We start from the raw sequence: 21,622 nt of genomic DNA on the forward strand, positions 1-21,622 counted from the left end.
TCCACAGAGAATCATAAAACAAACCCAATTCTTGTCCAAGCATTTAATTGCTTTATCTTTTCGGACAAACTTTGTGGACATGAAATTAGCAAAGGGCCACAAGTCTGGGGGTCAAAAAGTAATTCGTGCAAGGCCATTTCACGTTTACTTCCCGATACAACCTTATCAAACTCCAACCTAATAGAACTATCACCAATATTAGCTTCCGTTAAAAACCTACTCGCCAGTCTATTAGATGGTGCCAACGTGCTCTTCCAACCAGATTCAAGCAATTCTATCGCCCCTGGGATTGAAGGGATTGACTCCATTTTCAATATAATCCTCAAAGGCTGATGATGAAATAACTCACGCTTTTTATTAGTTGTTGTAAGCATTTCTCCTAAGTGGCCCAACAAACCAAAGCCAGTTACATCTGTACAAGCATGAACAAGGTCAAGATCTTTGCATTGCAAAGATAATTCCTGCAATTCAATTACCAGATCATGCTGACTATTAGAAAGCTCAGATATTGCAAAATCTAGATATTCTCTTGAACCAATGACACTTTGCATAGCAGCTGCAAAAATTACTCCACTTCCTATACCCCTACTAATAAAGAGAGAATCTCCCTCCTGAAGGCCACCCTTACTCCAGGGTTTAAAACCTTTCTTCACTGAACCATTAACACTTAGTGCAACATTTATCCCAATTGAGCATGGACTAGGTGAAGGATGGCGAGCTTCAAGAGTATGCCCACCTAATAACTTCGCACCTTGATTATCTAAGGCAGATTGAATACCAGCCAAAGTTTGTGATAATAAATACTGCTGGATTTCTCCTGAAACAATTGGAAGAGTAATTACAGGTTGGGCTGACTTAACAGAAGCCCCACTCGCCCATAAATCAGAACAAGCATGCAAACCAGTTAAACGACCATTCAACCAAGGGTCGGAAATCAATGCTGGAAATCCGTCAACACTTTGTAGAAGGCTTTCTCCTGTTGAATTGATGTCTATATAAGCAGCATCTTCAGGAAAGGTTGCTAGTTCTTTTAAACCAGTTTCAACAAGAGAAGCTTGCAAGGTCCTGGAAGCTATCTTGGCAGCACAACCTCTACAACCCATCTCACTATTACCTGAGCGAAATTTCTTTCGCATTGTTAAAAGTCGTTTAAATCTATCTACAAATCTTTGATCGATAAATCTTTTCCATAACCAAAAAATTTTATTTGGTCCAAACAACATACCTCCCCAAATCGCCCATGCAAGAGGTTTTTTACAACCTAATTGTCCGCCTATTAAATGCAAAGACCGCCTTTGAGGAGTCCATTTAAGAGGTCTTTTATCCAATGAACATCTTTCCAAGTTTCTAGCTAATGGAATAGCAGCTCTTACAGCCCAAACTCCTGAAGCAGGGCGCAAACACTTGTCAATCACACTGCAATCACCAGCAGCAAAAAAGTGAGGGTGACCAATTACTTGCAAGGTTTTAGAAGTAATTATTCGACCAAGATCACTAACAGGAAGTCCAGACATAGCAATCCATTTTTGAGCCTCGCCACCTGTGCAAATAAGAGCTGGGCCTTGTAAAAAAGACGCATTTTCTATTACTTCTATACCAGCAGCAGAGAGTGCTTTCCCAAAGGAAGATCTTAAAGAGTTATGCTTAACATGTAATTTAATTTTTTGATTCCTCCATCTTTGGCGTAAAGCAAATGCAATCTCAACGCCACTAAGACCACTGCCAACAACATTAAAACAATCGTTAGGCGCTGTTTCTATAAAATCATCGTAACTCTCTAGCCACTCTAAAGCAGCTTCTAAAGGCTTTATAGGCTTTATAGAGGAAGGGTTTTTAACTTGCATTAAATCTAGCTTAATAGCAGTCTGATTCCCTACATCAAGGCTAATTCTATTGAAAGATATTGGATTGCGACCACTAATTAGCAACCTATATTTTTTGACATCTAGACCAATTATTTCTCCTTTAATAAAAGCCACACCAGCTCGATCTGCCAAGCTTCTTATATCAATCTCGACTTGATCCCGTCTATATCTTCCTGCGACCAGTCCTGGGACCATGCCAGAGTAAAGTGTTGTACTAAAGCTACTAACTAAAGTAATTAATCCCCCTGGACGAAGTTCTGGGTGCATTATCCACCTGGCCAAAATGAGGGCATGAGTATGTCCGCCACCTGCAAGAACAAGATGTTTAGGTCTCATAAGGCATTAAGACAGTTGATCGAAAAGAAAGCTGCACGAAATAATCCTAAGAAGAAAATAAACATGTAGAAACCCTTGTAAATTAATTTGCTTTAACTAATGAATAGGAACATTCATATACTTAGCATGCAAATATCAACGTCCAGCGACTTTTAATACCGTTTTGATAGTTCTGAAAAGAATTAACAAATCCAACCAATTACTAAAGTATTTTAGGTAATAGAGATCATAAGAAAGTTTTAGCTCAGAATCTTCAACACTTGCAGCGTAGGGTGCACAAACCTGGGCCCATCCACTCAAGCCAGGCCTCATCCAATGGCGTTTACGATAATGAGGGATACTTGCTTCAAGCTGAAGTTCCAATTCGGGCCTCTCTGGCCTAGGGCCAATCAAACTCATATCTCCCCTCACAACATTTACCAATTGAGGCAATTCATCTAGACGAGATCTTCGCAAGAATCGACCAACTCGTGTTATCCGTTGATCACCAGGAACGGTCCATGTCACAGGTGCATGAGGGGAGGCGACTTTCATCGTTCGCAGTTTTAAAACCTTGAAAGGTTGGCCCAACCAACCACTCCGATCCTGTACATAAAACACAGGGCCTCGATCCTCTAACCAAATTAAAACTGCTGCAAGAAGAACCAAAGGAGACGTGAATGCCAAAAGAACCAGAGCCAACACAACATCAGCTACACGCTTCAACTGCCTTTGTGGACTAAATAAAGCATTCCAAGGGATCTCTGAATAACTCAACCAAGGCTCTGGCAATAAGGCCGGTGGAATTCGTTCTAGTTGTCTTTCCGCCAACGCAAGTGGTGTGCTGATGTTGCATTCCCTAGGATCACGCAGCTCAAATTCTTCTAACAGCTCACGATATTCAGGTTCATATCTCTCACTAGGGGATACCGCGAGAACCAAAGGACTTGACTGCATAGCCGCTTCTCTGGCAGGCATCCAACGAGGCATTACTCGTCTAGGCGTTTTCCTCCAAGCCTGTAAAGCTTTTTGGGCTTCGGCCTGTGATCCAACTAAAACTAATTTCGACTCCTCGGCTTGCAAAGCACCTCTTCTGAGACTTACACGAACCAAAAGCGACCAAATTGCCGTTGGAATCAACCAAGAGAACTGGCTTCTTCGATGAAGGATACGGATATCATCAGGAGCATTAATAACCCAGCCCAAAATTGCCACAAAGATCAAGGTGGTAATAAAACAAAGCCCTATACGCTGAATCAAAGTCCAACTTGAAAGGCGAGGCCATCCAAGAACTGTATAAGTGCCCAATAACCAACCAAACAGTAAATAAGCTGTAATTGTTGAAGCCATCCAAGCTATTTGCCCTTTTAGTGGATGAGGTTCAGACCAGCCGCTTACCAAAAGGGCAAGCACCAGGACCATCCCGAGCACATCAAGACCCGCACAAAGGAATAAATTTTGACGGGGATCACGCCAGGCCAAGGACTTCAAATCAATTTCAAAAGCCTAGATCGCACTAAAACCAAGGTCACCAACCTCCAAAGGATTGCTTTTAGATCAAACTCTGAATTTCAACTGAATATCCATCTGGATTTGCCATCTGCCAAGTCCAGCTGTCCTTGCACATATCCTCCAGGCCTCTTCTGGTGCTCCACCCGAGACGTTTCAAAGCCAAGTCGGGATCGGCAACTGAGCATGCCACGTCACCCTTTCTCCTCGAGGTAATGATGTAGGGCAATTTTTTTTGAGAAGCTTTCTCAAAAGCCTTAACAACTTCTAAAACCGAATACCCTCTCCCACTCCCTAAGTTCAAAGTCAAAACCTGCGGTGCTTCTTGCTGTAAAACATTCAGTGCCGCACTGTGACCTTCCGCAAGATCCATAACGTGAATGTAATCCCTTACAGCACTTCCATCTGAGGTAGGCCAATCACCCCCAAAGATCTCAACCTTGTCACGTCTACCGACAGCAACTTGACTGACGTAAGGAAACAAATTTGCCGGAGTGCCGTGAGGCGCTTCACCGAGAAGTCCGCTGGGATGCGCCCCTACAGGATTGAAATATCTCAATCGAGCAATTTTCCAACCAGGTTCACTTGCAGCCACATCAGCCAATAACTGTTCAACAGCCGCCTTGGTTTGCCCGTAAGGATTAATTGGACTAACAAGAGCATTCTCGCTAATAGGAACTTCGTTGGGGTAACCATAAATAGTTGCACTACTACTAAAAACTATCGTCCGACAACCATGTATTCGCATTGCATTTAGTAAGGAACGGCTGCCACCAAGATTTACATCCCAATAATCAAGCGGATCTTCAAAGGATTCAGCCACAGCCTTAAGTCCAGCGAAATGCACTACTGCTTCGATGGGACTTGAAGCAATGCTGAATGCACAATCCAAATCATCACTATTACGAATATCACCCTCTACTATTTGAATTCTGCTCTTAGCTTTGGGTCCAGCCAACTCAAGGACCCTCCTCAAAGCTTCTGGCGAACTATTAGAAAAATTCTCAATGAGAACCAAGTTATGCCCAGCCTCAAGAAGCACCAAGCAGGTGTGACTACCAATAAACCCAGCCCCACCTGTAATCAACAGCTGGGCCATAAAAGACTGCAACTATTTTGACAGCCACGATAAGTGGTTGACCGCCTTAATCCCGCAATATGGCAGAAGCAAAAAACCTTTTTGTGGAGAAATTACAGTCTCTAAGAGGCATGGTGGATCTCTTACCCCACGAAACAATTGTCTGGCAAAAAATCGAGGCAACCGCCCAGCGTCATTTCAAACGAGCCTCAGTCTCTGAAATACGCACCCCACTTTTAGAAGTCACCGATCTATTTGCTCGTGGGATTGGAGAGGCAACTGACGTTGTCGGGAAAGAAATGTATTCCTTTTCTGACAAAGGTGGAAGGAATTGCACTCTTAGACCTGAAGGAACAGCCTCAGTAGTGCGTGCGGCAATTCAACACGGGTTAACCAAGCAAGGGTCACAAAGGTTTTGGTATTCAGGCCCCATGTTTCGATACGAGAGGCCTCAGGCAGGCCGACAGAGGCAATTTCATCAATTAGGGCTGGAGTTCTTAGGCTTTAGTGATCCCAGAAGCGATGTTGAAGCGATCTCAATTGCATGGGATTTGCTTAGTGAACTTGGTATTGGTGAACTAAAACTTGAGCTCAATTCTCTCGGAGACAAAGAAGACAGAGTTTCTTATAGGAATCATCTCGTAACTTGGCTTGAACAAAGACGTGAGCTCTTAGATGAAGAGTCGCGAGAACGACTAGAGAAAAATCCATTGCGAATTCTTGACTCAAAAAATCCAAAAACAAAAGAGCTATTACTTGATGCACCAAAACTTACAAAAACTTTGGGGCATAAAAGTTTGGAAAGATTTGAAAAAGTACAAGCTGGTCTAAATGATCTTGAGATTCCATTCCAACTAAACCCAAGTCTGGTAAGGGGATTGGATTACTACAGTCATACAGCCTTTGAGATCACGTCCTCACAGCTCGGAGCCCAAGCCACTGTCTGTGGTGGTGGCAGATATGACGGACTAGTCGAACAACTGGGTGGACCTGCTACATCAGCCATAGGCTGGGCTCTGGGAATGGAAAGACTAGTACTGCTTCTTTCTCAAGCTAAACAAAATAATCTTGCAACGAAACCTGATATCTATATAGTTAATCGTGGGATTGAAGCTGAGTCTCTAGCACTAGTATTAGCCAGAAAACTACGCAGTAAAGGGCAAATAGTGGAAATAGATCTTTCAGGATCTGCCTTTGGAAAGCAATTGAAACGAGCAAATCGTAGTGGTGCCGAATTAGCTTTGCTGATTGGCGAAGATGAAGCGGCACAACAACAGGCCATAATTAAAGAACTAAATACCAAAAACCTAGAAGGCCCATCAGACAAGAGGGTCACAATCGAAAGTCTTTTAGCAAGATTCGCCTAAGTTGCCGGCATCAGCCCTAGGAATTCTGTGTGAAAACTCCTCTAACTGAAATAAGAAATATCTGCTGCATTGGGGCTGGCTACGTTGGTGGCCCAACCATGGCTGTAATCGCAGATAGATGCCCCAAGATTCAGGTCAATGTTGTAGATCTGAATGAGAGTCGAATAGCCGCTTGGAATGACAGTGATTTAAGCAATCTGCCAATTTATGAGCCTGGGCTCGACAAAATTGTTCAAAGAGCACGAGGGCGAAACCTATATTTTTCAACAGAAGTCGAGCCTTCAATCGCCAATGCAGACATGGTGTTTATCTCGGTGAACACCCCAACAAAAACAAGAGGACTTGGATCAGGTCAAGCAAGTGACTTGAGATGGGTGGAGGCCTGTGCGAGACAAGTAGCTAAATGCGCTCAAGGCCATACCATCGTTGTTGAAAAAAGTACCTTGCCTGTAAGAACGGCGGAAACAATACAAGCAATTCTCCAAGCTTCCCAAGGGCCACAGTCAAACGGTGAACCGAGAAGCTTTGTCGTCTTGTCAAACCCTGAATTCTTGGCTGAAGGCACTGCTATTAAAGATCTAGAAACTCCCGACAGGGTTCTAATAGGCGGAGAAGATTCACATGCGATCGAATCTCTTGCAAGCATTTATAACAAGTGGGTTCCTTCCGAAAAGATCTTAAGAACCAATCTATGGAGTAGCGAGTTATCCAAACTCACTGCGAATGCCTTTCTCGCTCAACGAATTAGCTCAATCAACTCAGTGGCAGCTCTATGCGAATTAACTGGAGCAGACGTGAAAGAAGTTGCAAAAGCGATTGGCTCTGATACTCGAATCGGATCAAAATTTCTAAACTCAGGCCCTGGCTTTGGTGGGAGCTGCTTTCAAAAAGACATTCTTAATCTCGTATACCTTTCTAGATATTTTGGCCTACCTGAAGTAGCAGACTATTGGCAAAATGTTGTCACACTAAATACTTGGCAACAGGATCGAATAGCTCGCTTAGTTGTTAAAAATCTTTTTGGAACAGTTACAGGGAAAAGGCTTGCCCTATTCGGTTTTGCATTCAAAGCAAATACAAATGACACTCGTGAAGCACCTGCAATTCGTATTGCAAAAGATCTACTTGATGAAGGGGCTCAACTTGCTATCTACGATCCAAAAGTGGAATCATTGCAGATTGCTAGTGACCTTAAACTCCCGCAAATTACTCCACCAAGTCTAAAGGCTGGGCCTAGCAAGGCGGAACTTAGTGGAGAAGGAACCTGGTGGCCTTGTTCGAAAGTAGAGGAAGCAGTCTCTGGTGCCGATGCTGTACTAATACTTACTGAATGGAGCCAATTTAGGGGACTAAATTGGGACGAATTGGCTCAACTTATGCGCAAGCCTGCTTGGGTTTTCGATACACGTGGAATTGTCAACAAAGAGGAAGTAACTTCCGCTGGACTTAAGATCTGGCGTGTAGGAGATGGGGCTACTTGAAACGCACCTTTCTGGTTACCGGTGCAGCGGGATTTATTGGAGCCGCCCTAGTTCACCGTTTATTAGCTAAAGGCGAACGTGTTATAGGTATTGACAACATCAACCACTACTACGACCCAGCTTTAAAAGAGGCTCGACTTAAGCAAATTGAACTATCTGAATTTTCTGCAAACTGGTCCTTTAAGAAACTTGCTTTAGAAGATAAGCATTCTCTTTCAGAAATCTTCCAATCAGAAAAGCCTGAAGTAGTTGTTAATTTAGCTGCCCAAGCAGGAGTACGTTACTCCATAAAGAATCCAGCTGTATATATCCAATCAAACCTTGTGGGATTTGGACACATACTTGAGTGCTGTCGACACAATAATGTGCAACACCTTGTGTATGCATCTAGTAGTTCTGTGTATGGAGGAAATCGTGAGCTCCCTTTCCATGAAAAACAAGCAGTTAACCATCCTGTCAGTCTTTATGCTGCGACAAAAAAAGCAAACGAACTTATGGCACATACTTATAGTCACCTCTACAACTTACCTGCTACAGGACTACGTTTTTTTACTGTCTATGGACCATGGGGTCGTCCAGACATGGCTCCAATGATTTTTGCAAAATCGATTTTAGAAAAAACACCTATTAAAGTTTTTAATCATGGTCAAATGCAAAGAGACTTCACCTATATCGATGACATAGTTGAAGGGGTATTGCGTTGTTGCTACAAAACAGCAACAATCGATTCTAGTTTTAATCCTCAACACCCTGATCCCTCAACCGCAGCAGCACCACACAGAATTTTTAATATTGGCAACTCACAACCAGTTGATTTACTTAAATTCATAGAAGTATTAGAAGACGCTCTTGGTACCATTGCAATAAAAGATTTTCAACCTATTCAACCTGGAGATGTTGTAAAAACAGCAGCAGACACAAGTGCCCTAGAAACCTGGGTCAACTTCAGACCCTATACAAATATTGAGCAAGGAATTAAACTATTTGCTGACTGGTACCGCAACTTCTATAAAAGTTAAATTGATAGAGATACATCAATTTAACTGCAAGAATAGATAGCCTCTAATCCTTCCTCAGTTGCAGCCAAAATTCCTTTATCAGTAATAAAAGCAGTTACCAACCGGGCGGGCGTAATATCAAAGGCAGGGTTAAAAGTTTTAGCAAAATCAGGCACTAATTTAACGGATGCAATATCAACTCCACCATTTAGAGAAAGTAAACGACCTGGTATTTGCTTTACCTCATTTTCTGAACGTATTTCTATGGGTATCTCAGCAAGTCCTTCTTTAATCGACCAGTCAATTGTCGAAATAGGAAGTGCTACATAGAAAGGAATATTATTGTCATATGCCGCTAAAGCCTTTAAATAAGTACCAATCTTATTGCACACATCACCGGTTTTAGTTGTTCGATCAGTACCCACTAAAACCAAATCTACCTGATTATTTTGCATTAAATATCCTCCAGCATTATCAACAATGACAGTATGGGGAATTCCTTCACAACCAAGCTCATAAGAGGTGAGACTGGCACCTTGATTTCGAGGTCTAGTTTCATCTACCCAAACATGAAGATTTACACCCTTGCGAAAAGCTTTATATATCGGCGCTAGAGCTGTCCCCCAATCAACTGTCGCGAGCCAACCAGCATTGCAATGAGTAAGAATTTGAATTGGCAAGTCTTCACCTTTCAGGCACTTGTCTTCTGCAAGTTTTTGCAAAATTGACAGCCCATAAGTGCCAATTGCATCACAACAAGCCACGTCTTCAGCAACTATTAATCCAACTTCCCTTTTTGCAGCTTCAGCACGCTCACTTTGAGGAAGTAGAAATACTGCTTTTCTCATTCTTTCTAATGCCCATCGCAAATTGACAGCAGTGGGCCTAGTAGCCATCAGATTTTTTATCGCAATATTTAGAGCCTTATCAGTAGCGTCTGACTGCAATGCAAGCATTAGTCCATAGGCACCGGTAACGCCAATCAATGGTGCGCCTCGAACAACCATCGACTTAATAGCATCAGCTGCATCTTGCCAAGTCCTCAGAGTTTTGGTTTTAAAAACATGAGGCAACTTCCTTTGATCAATAACCCCCACAGAGCATCCATCTTCCCCCAACCAAATACTGCGCCAAGCTTTGTTTCCAATATTCATACTCAAAAGCCGATGTCATTGAATGGTTTTGATCTGAGAGCCAATCCACACAAACGCAACTTCCATTGAATTCGAAAGGAGAGATTCCCTCACAACAAACCTCCCAATCCTGATTAGCATAGAAATATGTATTAATACCTTGAAGCCACTCTTCTTGGATTATTCGAAGCCCTTTTCTCTTGAAGATGCTCGCATAGGAGTACTAGGTGGAAGTGGCCTTTATTCAATGGAGGGACTCGAAAATCTTCGAGAGGTTGAAGTTGATACTCCGTATGGGAAACCTTCCGACGACTTGAGGATAGGTTCACTTGAAGATATTGAAGTCGTTTTTCTTGCTAGGCATGGTCGGAACCATACCTTCACTCCAACTGAAGTTCCATATAGAGCAAATATTTGGGCTTTACGCTCCTTAGGGGTTCGCTGGATACTGTCCCCCTCAGCAGTTGGATCGCTGCAAGAAGAAATAAGACCTCTAGACATGGTGGTCCCAGATCAATTCATTGATAGAACCCATCAAAGGCCCCTAAGTTTTTTTGCGAATGGAGCAGTTGCCCACGTTTCAATGGCTGACCCGTTCTGCCTTAACCTTTCCCGTCTACTAATAGAAATAGGTGAAAAATTAATGCCAGAAGGTAGACAGTTGCATAGGGGGGGCATTTATCTAGCCATGGAAGGACCAGCATTTTCAACTAGAGCAGAATCAAACTTATATAGGAGTTGGGGATGCAAAGTTATAGGTATGACAAATCACACTGAGGCCCGTTTAGCACGAGAGGCCGAAATTGCATATGCCTCCCTATCGATGGTTACTGACTATGACTGCTGGTCACAAGAGCAAAGCAATGTAAGTGTAGAAATGGTTATTGATAATCTCAAATCAAACGCAGAGGTAGGTAACAGAATAATGATCTCTACTATTCAAAAGATTGCACAAACAAGACCTAAAAGTGAGGCTCATACTGCATTAAGAGATGGTTTAATGACTCAAAAGGAAAAAGTTCCCAACAAGACTAGAAAGAAACTTGATTTATTTACCAGTCCTTACTGGGGAAACTTTGAACAATCTTGAATAACAGTAATGTCAAATCCTAATTAACAAAAAAAAAGAGTCTCTTATGTAGAGACTCTCCAAAGTTCTGGAGCTTGTTTGTCAAGCAGAACCAACTCCGGTATAAGAACCATAGAAGAAGGTTCCTAGGACAAAAATAACTGCAATACCACCAGCGGTAGCAACTAGCCATAAAGGAAGAGAGCCTTCAGTCCACCTGCGTTCCCATGAAACAGCTGGTCGACCGTCAGGCAAACGATCTGGAATACGTCCGTCTGGGCCCTTGAGTTTGGTGCTCATAGTTAGGAAAGGGTCAGTTGAAGAAATAGCTGGTGAACAACACTCCCATGACAAAAACAAGCAATAGCCCTAAATAAAGGCTGGTGCGGTTCAGTTCAACCGGCAGGTTGTTTGGATTCGGATTGCGCTCCATAGTTATCAGAAGTAATCAGCGTCGGATAAATTGCATGGCAGCAATCGCACCAAGGAAGAACACCGTTGGGATGGCCAAGGTGTGAACTGCAAGCCACCGAACAGTAAAGATCGGATAAGTACGAACGTTGGTGGCCTGAAGCGGATTGGATGATGATTGAGTCATGACTTATTGCAAGCGCAGGTCTAGTTGGGACTTCGATTCGAAGCGCTGGCTCACAACTGGAGCCTTAGTTTCAGACGCCTGGTAATAAGCATCTGGTCGTGGAGTTCCGAAGGTGTCATAGGCAAGGCCTGTAGACACAAACAAGAATCCTGCAATGAAGATCGCCGGCAGGGTCACAGCATGGATAATCCAATAACGGACACTGGTGATGATCTCAAAAAACGGGCGTTCCCCGGTAGAGCCGGCAGCCATAGCCTCGCGCGTATCAGCTTGATGATCTTATCAAGGTTGTGCTTGAAGACTGGGGATGAATATGGGGCTTGGTTACACAGCGTTGTGGATTTGATGCTTAAAGGCCGATTTAGCTAGTCCAACGAAGCAAGTGTCCCCTCTCTCCAAGCACGAATCCCTTGGTTTTATCAGTACCAGTGTCAAAAAGAATCCGAATTAAATTAGTGGGCTCAGCATCTCCTACTGGGTCTATCTCCCATGAATCCCCATCATCATTACTAAATAAAAGCGTGCCATTACCTCCTGCAGCCCAAATCGTTCCATTTGGATCCCAAGCTAAATCCAAATAGTTATATCCATTAATTATTGGAATGACAGGTTTCCTCCAGCTCTCAACATCACCGGCCTCTTTATTGAATCGAATTTCAGCCCCACGAGAAAGCATCCAAAGCTCCCCATTCGGTTGATAGCCAAGGCTTTGAACCCTTTTGCTACTGGCCCTTTGATGGGGCTGCCATGCTTCCTCGCCAGGTTCTAGTGTGGCAAAGAAGTTTCCAAGGCTGCTAACACTTACATAACCACCTTCGGGGCCTCGTCGTAAGTCTCGAACACCGCCAGATGCATCACTAACCTTTCCCTCCCAAGTTTCGCCTCCATCAGAAGTGCTATAAACGGCTCCAGCAGTTGTTGCAAGTTCAGCAGAATTAATACCTTTAGTAGTTACTAGGTATGGATCGCCAGGCAATTTGCTTCCTAAAACCAACCGAGTCCAGTTCTTCCCGGCATCAGTGCTATGCATCACCAAGCTCGGCTGACCAGCTATCCAGCCTTCATTTCCTTTGAAATCAATACTTATTAATCGGAAATTTTCCTCCTCAGGCAGCTGCAAAGTACGTTCATTCCAAGTAATCCCACCATCGTTGGTTTCCAAAATCAATCGATTTGTACCAATCAAAAAACCATGCTGATCATCAACAAAATCAAGATCTAAAGGATTCGCTTGTGTATTGAGTTCAATTGACTCCCAAGGACTAAAGCTGGCCACCGGGAGCCTTGTAGTTACACAGCCACCCAACCCAAAAGCAACAACTACGACCAAAGCCAAGTTGAGAAGAGGAGAAAAAAAACTTTTCATGAAATCGACGTTTTTTGAATTAGTGCAGTGAATAAAGGGAAAGGAAGCAGGCAACGGCTAGAGCAAGACCTCCAAAAATCAAAACATTCTTCTGGCCTGGGCTAAGGCTATTCACACCAAAGCCATATTTTAGATTTTCTTCAAAACCACTTGGTTTATCCTTTGGGCCAATGTCTTTGAAAGACTCAACCCGGGCCCTGCAAACCGGGCAACGAAATTGATCTGGATCTAAATCCTGAAATGCTGTGTTTACGGGAATTCCTAGCTTCTTAACTCCCTCAGCTGGATCATATACATAACCACATTCCCGACACTCAAACAAATGTGTAAGCCTTTCATTAATTAGCTCTTCCTCAGCGACTTGAGAACTGTCAAGAGGATCCCCAGCGGATTGATTGATTGGATTGGCTTCTGACATGTGAGGTTTACTTGATTGCTATTAAGGTTGTGTGGTGACTTGTGAGTAAAGAAACTCTATCGGCAGCAGCCGTTAGCAGTGAGTGTCAAACTAAAAGCAAATTTGATCAAACGGGACTTTTAAATGTTCGCCTTGCCGGGTTATGACGCTTTTCTCGGCTTTCTGCTTATCGCAGCAGCAGTGCCCATTCTCGCACTAACCACCAACAAGCTTCTGTCTCCAAAAAGTAGCGCTGGAGAAAGAGAACTTACCTACGAATCCGGAATGGAGCCAATTGGTGGGGCCTGGATTCAATTCAATATTCGCTATTACATGTTTGCTCTTGTATTTGTTGTCTTTGATGTAGAAACTGTATTTCTATACCCATGGGCCGTTGCATTCCATCGACTTGGTTTATTAGCGTTTATAGAGGCTCTGATTTTCATTGCAATTCTAGTTGTGGCTTTAGCCTATGCATGGCGCAAAGGCGCCCTTGAATGGAGTTAGTTCATTGACAGAAACACCCTCTATTAAGGCTGCTCGGGATCTACGAGCCTCTACCTGCGCCCCAGTTGGTGCTCCAGCAGTTACCAGCGACCTTAGTGAAAACATAATTCTCACCAGCCTGGACGACCTTCACAATTGGGCTCGCCTAAGCAGCTTGTGGCCACTCCTCTATGGAACGGCCTGCTGTTTTATTGAATTCGCAGCACTTATTGGTTCTCGTTTCGATTTTGACCGATTTGGTTTAGTTCCAAGGAGTTCGCCTAGACAAGCGGATTTAATAATCGTCGCTGGGACTGTGACCATGAAAATGGCCCCTGCACTGGTCCGGTTGTATGAACAAATGCCAGAGCCTAAATATGTAATAGCAATGGGTGCATGCACTATTACTGGAGGGATGTTTAGTGCTGACTCAACCACAGCTGTAAGAGGGGTAGATAAATTAATTCCTGTGGACCTGTATTTACCTGGGTGCCCTCCGAGACCTGAGGCAATTTTCGACGCGGTAATTAAATTACGCAAAAAAGTAAGTAATGAATCTTTCTTAGAGAGAAGCAAAATAACCCAAACTCATAGGTATTGCACAATCCCCCATAAAATGAGGGAACTACAGCCTATAATTACAGGAGAATATTTAAATGCAGAAACACAAAAGGTGGCTTTAAAGCCTGGCTCAGAAGAAAGCTTCCCAACGAAAATAAAAAACAAAGAAGCCTCAACAATTAATGAGGTTTCATCATCTTCAGAAATCAATTCATGAGCGATACATCTAACACCGAATTAACACAGTCTCTACCTGAACCTGGGCCAGTCAGCAAATGGTTGGATGAACAAGGTTTCGCACACAATTATCTTGAGCCTGACAATCTTGGTATTGAAGTAATTAAAATAGATCCCCAATTTTTATACGTTATTGCTACTGCTCTTAAAGCTCACGGATTCGATTATTTACAATGCCAAGGAGGCTACGATGAGGGTCCCGGTCAAAATCTGGTTTGCTTCTACCACCTAGTTGCTTTATCAGAGCTGGCTTTCAATAAGTCATCCTCAAAGGACCAAAGTAAATTGCGAGAAGTAAGGTTAAAAATTTTCTTACCTCGTGATGGTGTTCCTTCAGTACCAAGCCTTTATAAACTTTTTAGAGGAGCGGATTGGCAGGAGCGTGAAACATATGACATGTTTGGAATCAAATTTAATGGCCACCCACATCCAAAGCGACTACTGATGCCCGAAGATTGGAAAGGATGGCCATTAAGGAAAGATTATGTTCAACCAGATTTTTATGAAATGCAAGATGCATATTAATTAGTCCCTTTTGTATTTCCTATAAAAACGCATGACTGCAAGTGCAAGGCTTCTTGGGTCATGCCTAAGTGTTGCTGTTTGACGTACACCTTGAAGCTGTGCCTGCATAACTTCATATCCCTGAGCCATCAACTCTCCTCCATCACATCGAACGGGTTCCGCACCTCTCTCTCGGTAGTAATCCACTAACGGTGATGGAGCCATATCATCTTGAGCAAGAACAGCAGAAAATATTCTTTTACCTATTCCAAGACTGGCCAGTTGAGCTTCTATCGCACGAAGATGGCCAGAAACATCTAAGCCATCAGTTTCACCTGGTTGGGTCATTAAATTACAAATATAAAGTTTAGGCGCACCACTTCGTTGTATTGCATCAACAATTTCAGGGACTAGAAGATTGGGTAAAAGAGATGTATACAGACTGCCAGGACCTAAAACAATTAATTCAGCATTTGCTATTGCATCCAAAGCACGTGGCAGTGCTGGAGGGTGTTCTGGTAGGCACCCCATCCTGACTATTGGACTTGGAGCCTGGCCAATAGCCGACTCCCCTTCGATTCTTTGCCCATTTTCTAACTCTGCCCATAAACGTACGTCAACGTTTGTAGCCGGAACAACTTGTCCTTGAACAGCCAGAACTCTGCTAGATGCAGTAATAGCTGTTTCTAAATTTCCAGTAATTGCTGTCAACGCTGAGAGAAAAAGATTGCCAAAGCTATGCCCTTCAAGTCCTCCACCCCCTGAAAAGCGATATTGAAACAAACGTGTTAATAAAGGTTCCTCTGTTGAAAGAGCTGCTATGCAATTACGAATATCTCCAGGGGGGGGTACACCTAACTCTCTTCGCAAAACACCACTACTTCCTCCATCATCTGCAACTGTGACTATTGCTGTTATATGAGTGCTATATCGTTTAAGCCCTCTCAAAAGCGTTGAAAGCCCTGTCCCCCCTCCTATTGCAACAATGTTAGGGCCACGATTTAACTTGCTCTTAGCTCTTAGAGCATCAACAAGTACTGTTTCTTTATCCGGAGCCAATGCCTGTTGAATTGATCCAAAGCTACGACTCTGCCCCCACAACAAAAGGCCGGCCCCAAACATTAAAACCAAAGGTCCTGTGATACTTCTAGGCAAAAACGTAGTTATTAAACCAAGCACCCAAATAAGAGTTTCAATCATCCAGTAAATAGGCTTCAAGTCTGCCCAAATGGATGCTCCCAAAAGAGCCAATAACAAACCCAAGCCAGAAGCAAGCATCCATCTCTTTACGACCAAACCTGGCAAAAGCCAACGAATAGCTCGTCTAGAACGAATAATGAAATCTTTTTGACGAGAATTCCTAAACGAGCTAACTCGTCTTGCCGCCAGATTTTGCTGGCGTAAACGACGCTTGGTCGAAGGCGGGATAGACGAGGTCAAATACTCGGGGCAAATAACGCCATAAATCGTTCAAGAACTCTAAGTAAGCTTCACTAATTGGACATCCCAGGCAAGATAAAGATGTTCCAAACCTCAAAACCACGTGAATAAATCGACTCCTGTGGTTGAGATGAAAGATCTCACGATGAAGTGGGGAATACTACCAGTCCTTAATGAGCTTAACTTGGTTATGAAACCAGGTGAAAAGCTTGCAATAGTTGGGCCCTCAGGCTGCGGGAAATCAACTGTACTTAGGCTGCTGGCAGGACTTCTTCTCCCTAGTAGTGGAGAACTCAAAATTTGTGGACAAAAACAAGAATATTTGCGTCTCGATCAGAATGAACCGCCCGATGTCCGACTAGTTTTCCAAAATCCAGCCCTTTTAGGATCCCTAACAGTTGAAGAAAACGTGGGTTTTCTTCTTATGCGGAGTAAGCAATTCACATCCAAAGAGATTCAAGAAAAAGTTCTTACTTGCCTTGAAGCAGTAGGCCTATATGACGTGGCAGACAAATTGCCAGGTCAACTAAGTGGAGGGATGCAAAAGAGAGTTAGTTTTGCTAGAGCATTAGTTAATGACCCAACAGTATCCGAAGAACAAATCCCCTTACTTTTGTATGACGAACCCACAGCTGGCCTTGACCCTGTGGCATGCACACGAATTGAAGACCTAATAGTTAAGACAACCAATGTGGCAAAGGGGTGCTCTATGGTTGTTAGCCATGTAGCAAGCACAATTGAGAGGTCGGCTCAAAGAGTACTTATGCTTTATGGAGGCAAGTTTCAATGGGATGGCTCAATTGAAGAGTTCAGGCAAACTGAGAATCCATTTGTAAAACAATTCAGAACAGGTAGCCTTTTGGGTCCAATGCAACCAACCGATCACTAAAACGTATGAGGCGCAGTATTCGTGATGCGATGGTTGGATTCTCACTGCTTGGTGCAGTGGCAACATTTGCTGGAAGTCTTATTTGGCTCAAAGGTATTCGGATAGGTGCAAATGCATGGACTGTTACCGCTAATTTCTCAGATGCAAGCGGCCTAGCTGAACGTTCACCAGTTACTTACCGAGGGATTTTAGTTGGGTCTGTTGGAGAAATAAAAGTGACGCCTAGGTCTGTTCAAGCAACCTTAGATATCGACAAATCAAACCTGCGTCTTCCACTGCCAGTTTTTGCAAAAGTAGTTACAGGTTCTCTTTTAGGAGGTGACGTTCAAGTCGCTTTATTTAGTAGAGGGAAAAGCCTAGCCCCAAGTACACCAAGGCCTAGGTCAGAAGAATGTCCAGGTAAAAATATTCTTTGCCATGGAGACACCATAAGAGGAGAGCCTCTGACAAGTATTTCAACTTTGACTGAATCCTTAGAAAGGGTATTAATAGATTCTGAAGATCAAGAAGTTGTTTCCCACCTAGTCTCTTCTACAAAGCAATTTGATTTAACTCAAAAAAACCTAGACGAGTTAGTTGCACAAATGAAAACAGAAGTTACTAAAGCAGAAGCAATGATTACAAATTTAATACGTGCAAGTGGTCACTTAACCAACATACTTGCTGCATTTGACAATCCACAAACTCTTAAAGATCTCCAAGAAACTGCACGGTCAACTCGCTCACTTACTGCCAAAATTGATGCTATGGGATCTGACGTAGAAAAGCTTATGGAAGACAAAGAGTTGATGAACGCAGTCAGAAACCTAACAGTGGGACTTGGAGAATTATTCAATGAGCTCTACCCAAGCAAAATGATCACACCTTAAAAACATTGATATTCTAAAATAATAGCTAACTATTACCAACATCAGCTATTGCATCCATAGCTATTGCAGCGATAGCTTGATCACTAGCTTTTGGCAATTGCACATACTTTCCACCTGCGGCTTCTGCTAGATCTTTACCCATACCACTACCAATAAACTTTCTTTCAGTATCTATAACTAATAATTTAATCCCCAAACCACGATATCTAGATGCGACATCTAAAACCTCTTGCTTGAGATCTACAGACTCTTCTCCATCTAATTGAGGTTGTCCCAAGGAGGTGCCTAATGGGACATTTCCACGACCATCAGTAATCGCCACTACAACAACTTGGCCCAAGTCTCCTGTAGCCAGAGCATTAGCGCCAACTCGTGCAGCTTGAGTAAGTCCGTGTGCCAAAGGGGACCCTCCTCCGCAAGGCATTGTTTCAAGCCTTCTTTTAGCAGCTGTTATAGATCTTGTAGGAGGCAGCAAAACCTCTGCCTGATCTCCTCTAAATGGAATCAGAGAAACTTCATCCCTATTCTCATAAGCCTCTGTTAGCAACCTAATGACGGCCCCTTTTGCACTCTGCATGCGATTAAGAGCCATTGATCCACTGGCATCCACTAGAAATATCACCAATGCACCAGCTTTCCTTTGCAAAAGTTTGGCGCGAAGATCGCTTTCCTCAACAATTACTTTGCGTCCAGGCTGTCTAGACCTTCTGGCCTTTTGGTAAGGAGCTGCTGCCCTTAAGGTTGCATCTACTGCAATTCTCCTTACTGGCCCCCTAGGAATTATTGGCTTCACATAACGGCCACGACTATCACTAAGAACAGCTGATCGACTACCACTGTTACCACTTTTGGATTTAGCAGCTGAAAACAAAAGTAAATCTGGATCTATTGCACATGCCTCAGGGTCAAGCATGAATTCTTCAGGAACGGGCGGAGATGCTTGATCTTCGGGGGTTTCCTCATCTTCTTGGTCATCCTGATCTTGATCATCAGAGTCCTCTTCAGCCTGTTCAGGTGGAGTTTGCTGCTCTTCTGGGGGAGGGGGTTCAATGGGCTCATCTTGTGGGGGCAACTGCAAAGCTCTAGGGAAAATCACTAGCTTCACTGCCACCTGCAGATCCTCAACATCAACTTGATCTCTCCCTCCCAATGCTGCATGAGCTTTCGCTACTCGAACTGCATAAAGTTCTGAGCGATGGCCCTCAACTCCACCCCTTATCGCTTCATTGACAAGGTATTCAATCTGCTGACGCGTAATTTGAACATCTGGCAACCATTGACGAGCCAAAATCAACTGCGTAGCCAAAGCATCTGTGTCTTCAGACCATTTTTCAGCAAAGCTCTTAGTGCATTGACCATGGGCAAGAACAGATTGAGTTATCTCTACTCTTTGTTCATTACTAATGACTTGGTCAGCTGATAGAACTATTGCAAATCTATCCAACAAATGATCTCTAACTGCTCCTTCCTCAGGATTGTAAGTAGCAATAAGTAAAGGCCTACAAGGGTGGGTGAGACTTAACCCTTCCCTCTCAACTCTATTTTCACCAGCGCCAACTGAGGCAAGAATTAGATTCACAATTCCATCATCTAAAAGATTCAACTCATCAACGTAAAGTACCCCCCGATGAGCTTCGGCTAATAACCCTGGCTGAAAAATAGCCGCACCACTTGAGAGTGAAGCAGCAACATCAACCGCCCCAACCAACCTATCCTCCGTAACTCCTAATGGAACCTGAACAAAAGGTGCAGAAACTACTTTTGAAGGAGGATTGTTTTCTTCTTTATGCTCGAACGAAGCAGTAGTTTCTCTCGCCAACAAGGTCTTAGTGACTTCATCCCAATCATCTGGACGCTTTGGATCAAGATTTAAACCAACGGGCCTTGAAGCCTGTGAATCACTAGAAATTTCTTCGGCCGTTGGTATATCTACAACCTCAATAGGAGGGATTAACGCGTGCAGCGCCCTGGCTAAAACTGATTTACCTGTTCCTCTACCTCCAGCAATAATTACTCCACCCAACCCCGGATCAACCGCTGCGAGAAGAAGCGCAAGCTTCAAAGACCCATGACCAGTAATTGCTGCCAAGGGAAATGCACGCCCAGCAATATCATTAGCCATTTGCTGACTAGTAATTGCTTTTTTGGAATTGGCGGGTGATCCGCTTGCAACCATGGAATGTGACGACCCAATCAGATCTAAAGCAGTCTGGCCGAGCAGCTAATGAAAAGCATCAACTTCTCAACCACTCCAACCCTAGCTTTAGGCCTGGGCGCAAATATCCCTAGCAAAATAGGTTCTCCCCAAGAAACCCTATGTGCTGTCAGGCCAGAACTCGAAAAAACAATTCAAGAATGGATAGTGGCATCCTTTCCGAATAAAAAAAATATAGGTTTCTTAAACGACGACTTATTTAGTTGGTCTCCTTTGTTTGAAACTCAAGCGATGGGGGGACCGCCCGGACAACCTTCTTTCATAAATGCTGTTTTAGTGATAATGGGACCTCAATTTGCACAACTTGAGCCAAATGAACAGGCAGCCCTCGAATTACTACAAAGATGTCTAATCCTTGAAAAGCATTTTGGGAGAAAAAGAGAACAGTCAACATCATCACATTGGGGGCCGCGCTCTCTCGACCTAGACCTACTTGCCTGGGGGGGGCTTCATGTTGCGACAAAATCACTAACACTTCCTCATCCAAGACTGATTGAAAGAAGCTTTGTCCTTGTCCCCCTTAATGCTGCAATAACTAAAACAAAACCTATGCATCGCCAAATTCCACCATGTAGAAACTGGCCTGAATAAAACTCCTTTTTATGTTTCCATTCCTAAATTGCACCTATAAAACAGTTAAATCTGAGATTCAATTGAACTATTTGATAGTGGAATGGTTCCTTTACCTCCTCTAGAGCACTCCAAAGTCATCGAAAGACAAAAGTTTCTAAATGCTCGCAAAATACGTTTCGAGATCAACAAAGTTCAGTTACCTATTGGATTGGAAGGCACTTTTGGAGTTATTCGGCACCCAGGCGCATCTCTAGCTGTTCCGATAACAAATGAAGGAAAGGTTTTGATCCTTCGTCAATATCGCTTTGCAGTTGCTAGGCGAATGCTCGAATTTCCTGCCGGGACTCTTGAACCCGGAGAAGACCCTCTTACTTCAATGAAGCGTGAACTGGCAGAAGAAGCGGGTTGTTTGGCAAAAAGATGGGACTATCTAGGCGAAATGGTTCCATGCCCTGGATATTCCGATGAAGTAATTCATCTTTTTCTCGCAAGAGACCTTGAGATTTTGGCTGAGCCTCCAGCAGGCGATGAAGACGAAGATCTTGAAGTACTACAAATGAGCAAAAAGGAACTAGACCATAATCTCTCTAGCGGGAATGAATCTCTTGACGGGAAAACAATTACAGCATGGTACAGAGCAAGGCAGGAATTAGGAGATTTCTGATTTTTACT

The 21,622-nt window shown here is 43.4% G+C and carries 23 protein-coding genes; 11 read left to right on the top strand and 12 right to left on the bottom strand.

Annotated features, from left to right (window positions below):
* Positions 1-11: 11 nt before the first annotated feature.
* The 3 genes from selD to galE form a co-directional block, all read right to left on the bottom strand.
* Entirely contained in the window at positions 12-2,201 is a 2,190-nt protein-coding gene (gene selD / locus SOI83_RS04370) for a selenide, water dikinase SelD (protein ID WP_320677434.1), read from the bottom strand.
* Between the two features lie 135 nt (positions 2,202-2,336).
* Positions 2,337-3,671 carry a sugar transferase gene (locus SOI83_RS04375; RefSeq protein WP_320677435.1) on the bottom strand — a complete coding sequence of 445 codons (1,335 nt, stop codon included), beginning with the start codon at positions 3,669-3,671 and terminating at the stop codon, positions 2,337-2,339.
* A gap of 61 nt (positions 3,672-3,732) precedes the next feature.
* Positions 3,733-4,788 carry a UDP-glucose 4-epimerase GalE gene (gene galE / locus SOI83_RS04380; RefSeq protein ID WP_320677436.1) on the bottom strand — a complete coding sequence of 352 codons (1,056 nt, stop codon included), beginning with the start codon at positions 4,786-4,788 and terminating at the stop codon, positions 3,733-3,735.
* An 83-nt stretch (positions 4,789-4,871) separates the two neighbouring features.
* Between galE and hisS the strand changes: the two genes are divergently transcribed.
* Genes hisS through SOI83_RS04395 form a run of 3 tightly spaced genes read left to right on the top strand, consistent with a single transcriptional unit; the run spans position 4,872 to position 8,634 of the window.
* Complete coding sequence (gene hisS / locus SOI83_RS04385) at positions 4,872-6,134, top strand: histidine--tRNA ligase (RefSeq protein WP_320677635.1); 1,263 nt, start codon at positions 4,872-4,874, stop codon at positions 6,132-6,134.
* Positions 6,135-6,163: 29 nt separating this feature from the next.
* Positions 6,164-7,615, top strand: a complete 1,452-nt coding sequence (locus tag SOI83_RS04390) for a nucleotide sugar dehydrogenase (RefSeq protein WP_320677437.1) — start codon at positions 6,164-6,166, stop codon at positions 7,613-7,615.
* Complete coding sequence (locus tag SOI83_RS04395) at positions 7,612-8,634, top strand: NAD-dependent epimerase (RefSeq protein WP_320677438.1); 1,023 nt, start codon at positions 7,612-7,614, stop codon at positions 8,632-8,634. The genes SOI83_RS04390 and SOI83_RS04395 overlap by 4 nt, the downstream gene beginning before the upstream one ends.
* A gap of 20 nt (positions 8,635-8,654) precedes the next feature.
* Here SOI83_RS04395 and mtnA read toward each other — a convergent pair whose 3' ends face one another.
* A complete protein-coding gene (mtnA, locus tag SOI83_RS04400; RefSeq protein ID WP_320677439.1) occupies positions 8,655-9,767 on the bottom strand; it encodes an S-methyl-5-thioribose-1-phosphate isomerase in 1,113 nt (370 codons plus the stop codon).
* 154 nt (positions 9,768-9,921) lie between these two features.
* Between mtnA and mtnP the strand changes: the two genes are divergently transcribed.
* Positions 9,922-10,836, top strand: a complete 915-nt coding sequence (gene mtnP, locus SOI83_RS04405; protein ID WP_320677440.1) for an S-methyl-5'-thioadenosine phosphorylase — start codon at positions 9,922-9,924, stop codon at positions 10,834-10,836.
* Between the two features lie 81 nt (positions 10,837-10,917).
* Here the strand turns inward: mtnP and SOI83_RS04410 are convergent, their stop codons facing one another.
* From SOI83_RS04410 to SOI83_RS04435, 6 genes are all read right to left on the bottom strand, one after another.
* Positions 10,918-11,115 (bottom strand): photosystem II reaction center protein J, encoded by a 198-nt coding sequence (locus tag SOI83_RS04410; protein ID WP_320677441.1) that lies wholly within the window; start codon positions 11,113-11,115, stop codon positions 10,918-10,920.
* Between the two features lie 13 nt (positions 11,116-11,128).
* The gene (locus SOI83_RS04415; protein WP_320677442.1) at positions 11,129-11,248 is read right to left on the bottom strand and encodes a photosystem II reaction center protein L; all 120 of its coding nucleotides are present in this window, start codon (positions 11,246-11,248) and stop codon (positions 11,129-11,131) included.
* A 15-nt stretch (positions 11,249-11,263) separates the two neighbouring features.
* Positions 11,264-11,413, bottom strand: a complete 150-nt coding sequence (gene psbF, locus SOI83_RS04420) for a cytochrome b559 subunit beta (protein WP_320677443.1) — start codon at positions 11,411-11,413, stop codon at positions 11,264-11,266.
* 3 nt (positions 11,414-11,416) lie between these two features.
* Positions 11,417-11,665: a cytochrome b559 subunit alpha gene (gene psbE / locus SOI83_RS04425; protein ID WP_320677444.1), complete on the bottom strand. Its 249-nt coding sequence runs from the start codon at positions 11,663-11,665 to the stop codon at positions 11,417-11,419.
* 109 nt (positions 11,666-11,774) lie between these two features.
* Entirely contained in the window at positions 11,775-12,779 is a 1,005-nt protein-coding gene (locus tag SOI83_RS04430) for a photosynthesis system II assembly factor Ycf48 (RefSeq protein WP_320677446.1), read from the bottom strand.
* Positions 12,780-12,798: 19 nt separating this feature from the next.
* Positions 12,799-13,197, bottom strand: a complete 399-nt coding sequence (locus SOI83_RS04435) for a rubredoxin (RefSeq protein ID WP_320677448.1) — start codon at positions 13,195-13,197, stop codon at positions 12,799-12,801.
* Positions 13,198-13,320: 123 nt separating this feature from the next.
* Between SOI83_RS04435 and SOI83_RS04440 the strand changes: the two genes are divergently transcribed.
* The 3 genes from SOI83_RS04440 to SOI83_RS04450 are packed head-to-tail and all read left to right on the top strand — an operon-like array spanning position 13,321 to position 14,985.
* Positions 13,321-13,683, top strand: coding sequence for an NAD(P)H-quinone oxidoreductase subunit 3 (locus SOI83_RS04440; protein ID WP_320677450.1), 363 nt, complete (start codon positions 13,321-13,323; stop codon positions 13,681-13,683).
* A gap of 4 nt (positions 13,684-13,687) precedes the next feature.
* A complete protein-coding gene (locus SOI83_RS04445; RefSeq protein ID WP_320677451.1) occupies positions 13,688-14,440 on the top strand; it encodes an NADH dehydrogenase subunit K in 753 nt (250 codons plus the stop codon).
* Positions 14,437-14,985 (top strand): NAD(P)H-quinone oxidoreductase subunit J, encoded by a 549-nt coding sequence (locus SOI83_RS04450; RefSeq protein ID WP_320677452.1) that lies wholly within the window; start codon positions 14,437-14,439, stop codon positions 14,983-14,985. The genes SOI83_RS04445 and SOI83_RS04450 overlap by 4 nt, the downstream gene beginning before the upstream one ends.
* Here the strand turns inward: SOI83_RS04450 and SOI83_RS04455 are convergent, their stop codons facing one another.
* Complete coding sequence (locus SOI83_RS04455) at positions 14,986-16,404, bottom strand: gluconeogenesis factor YvcK family protein (RefSeq protein ID WP_414153433.1); 1,419 nt, start codon at positions 16,402-16,404, stop codon at positions 14,986-14,988.
* 145 nt (positions 16,405-16,549) lie between these two features.
* Here SOI83_RS04455 and SOI83_RS04460 point away from each other — a divergent pair, with 145 nt between their 5' ends.
* Both SOI83_RS04460 and SOI83_RS04465 read left to right on the top strand, forming a co-directional pair.
* On the top strand, positions 16,550-17,293 hold the full coding sequence (locus SOI83_RS04460; RefSeq protein ID WP_320677637.1) for an ABC transporter ATP-binding protein: 744 nt from the start codon (positions 16,550-16,552) through the stop codon (positions 17,291-17,293).
* Positions 17,294-17,298: 5 nt separating this feature from the next.
* Complete coding sequence (locus tag SOI83_RS04465) at positions 17,299-18,162, top strand: MlaD family protein (protein WP_320677453.1); 864 nt, start codon at positions 17,299-17,301, stop codon at positions 18,160-18,162.
* 25 nt (positions 18,163-18,187) lie between these two features.
* Here the strand turns inward: SOI83_RS04465 and bchD are convergent, their stop codons facing one another.
* Positions 18,188-20,338, bottom strand: a complete 2,151-nt coding sequence (gene bchD / locus SOI83_RS04470; protein WP_414153434.1) for a magnesium chelatase ATPase subunit D — start codon at positions 20,336-20,338, stop codon at positions 18,188-18,190.
* A gap of 48 nt (positions 20,339-20,386) precedes the next feature.
* On the opposite strand from bchD, the gene folK reads away from it, so the two are divergent.
* Both folK and SOI83_RS04480 read left to right on the top strand, forming a co-directional pair.
* Positions 20,387-20,968 (top strand): 2-amino-4-hydroxy-6-hydroxymethyldihydropteridine diphosphokinase, encoded by a 582-nt coding sequence (gene folK, locus SOI83_RS04475; protein ID WP_320677454.1) that lies wholly within the window; start codon positions 20,387-20,389, stop codon positions 20,966-20,968.
* 82 nt (positions 20,969-21,050) lie between these two features.
* Complete coding sequence (locus SOI83_RS04480) at positions 21,051-21,614, top strand: NUDIX hydrolase (protein WP_320677455.1); 564 nt, start codon at positions 21,051-21,053, stop codon at positions 21,612-21,614.
* Positions 21,615-21,622 lie beyond the last annotated feature (8 nt).

This window comes from Prochlorococcus sp. MIT 1300 (assembly GCF_034092375.1).
In the GTDB taxonomy this organism is placed as follows: domain Bacteria; phylum Cyanobacteriota; class Cyanobacteriia; order PCC-6307; family Cyanobiaceae; genus MIT-1300.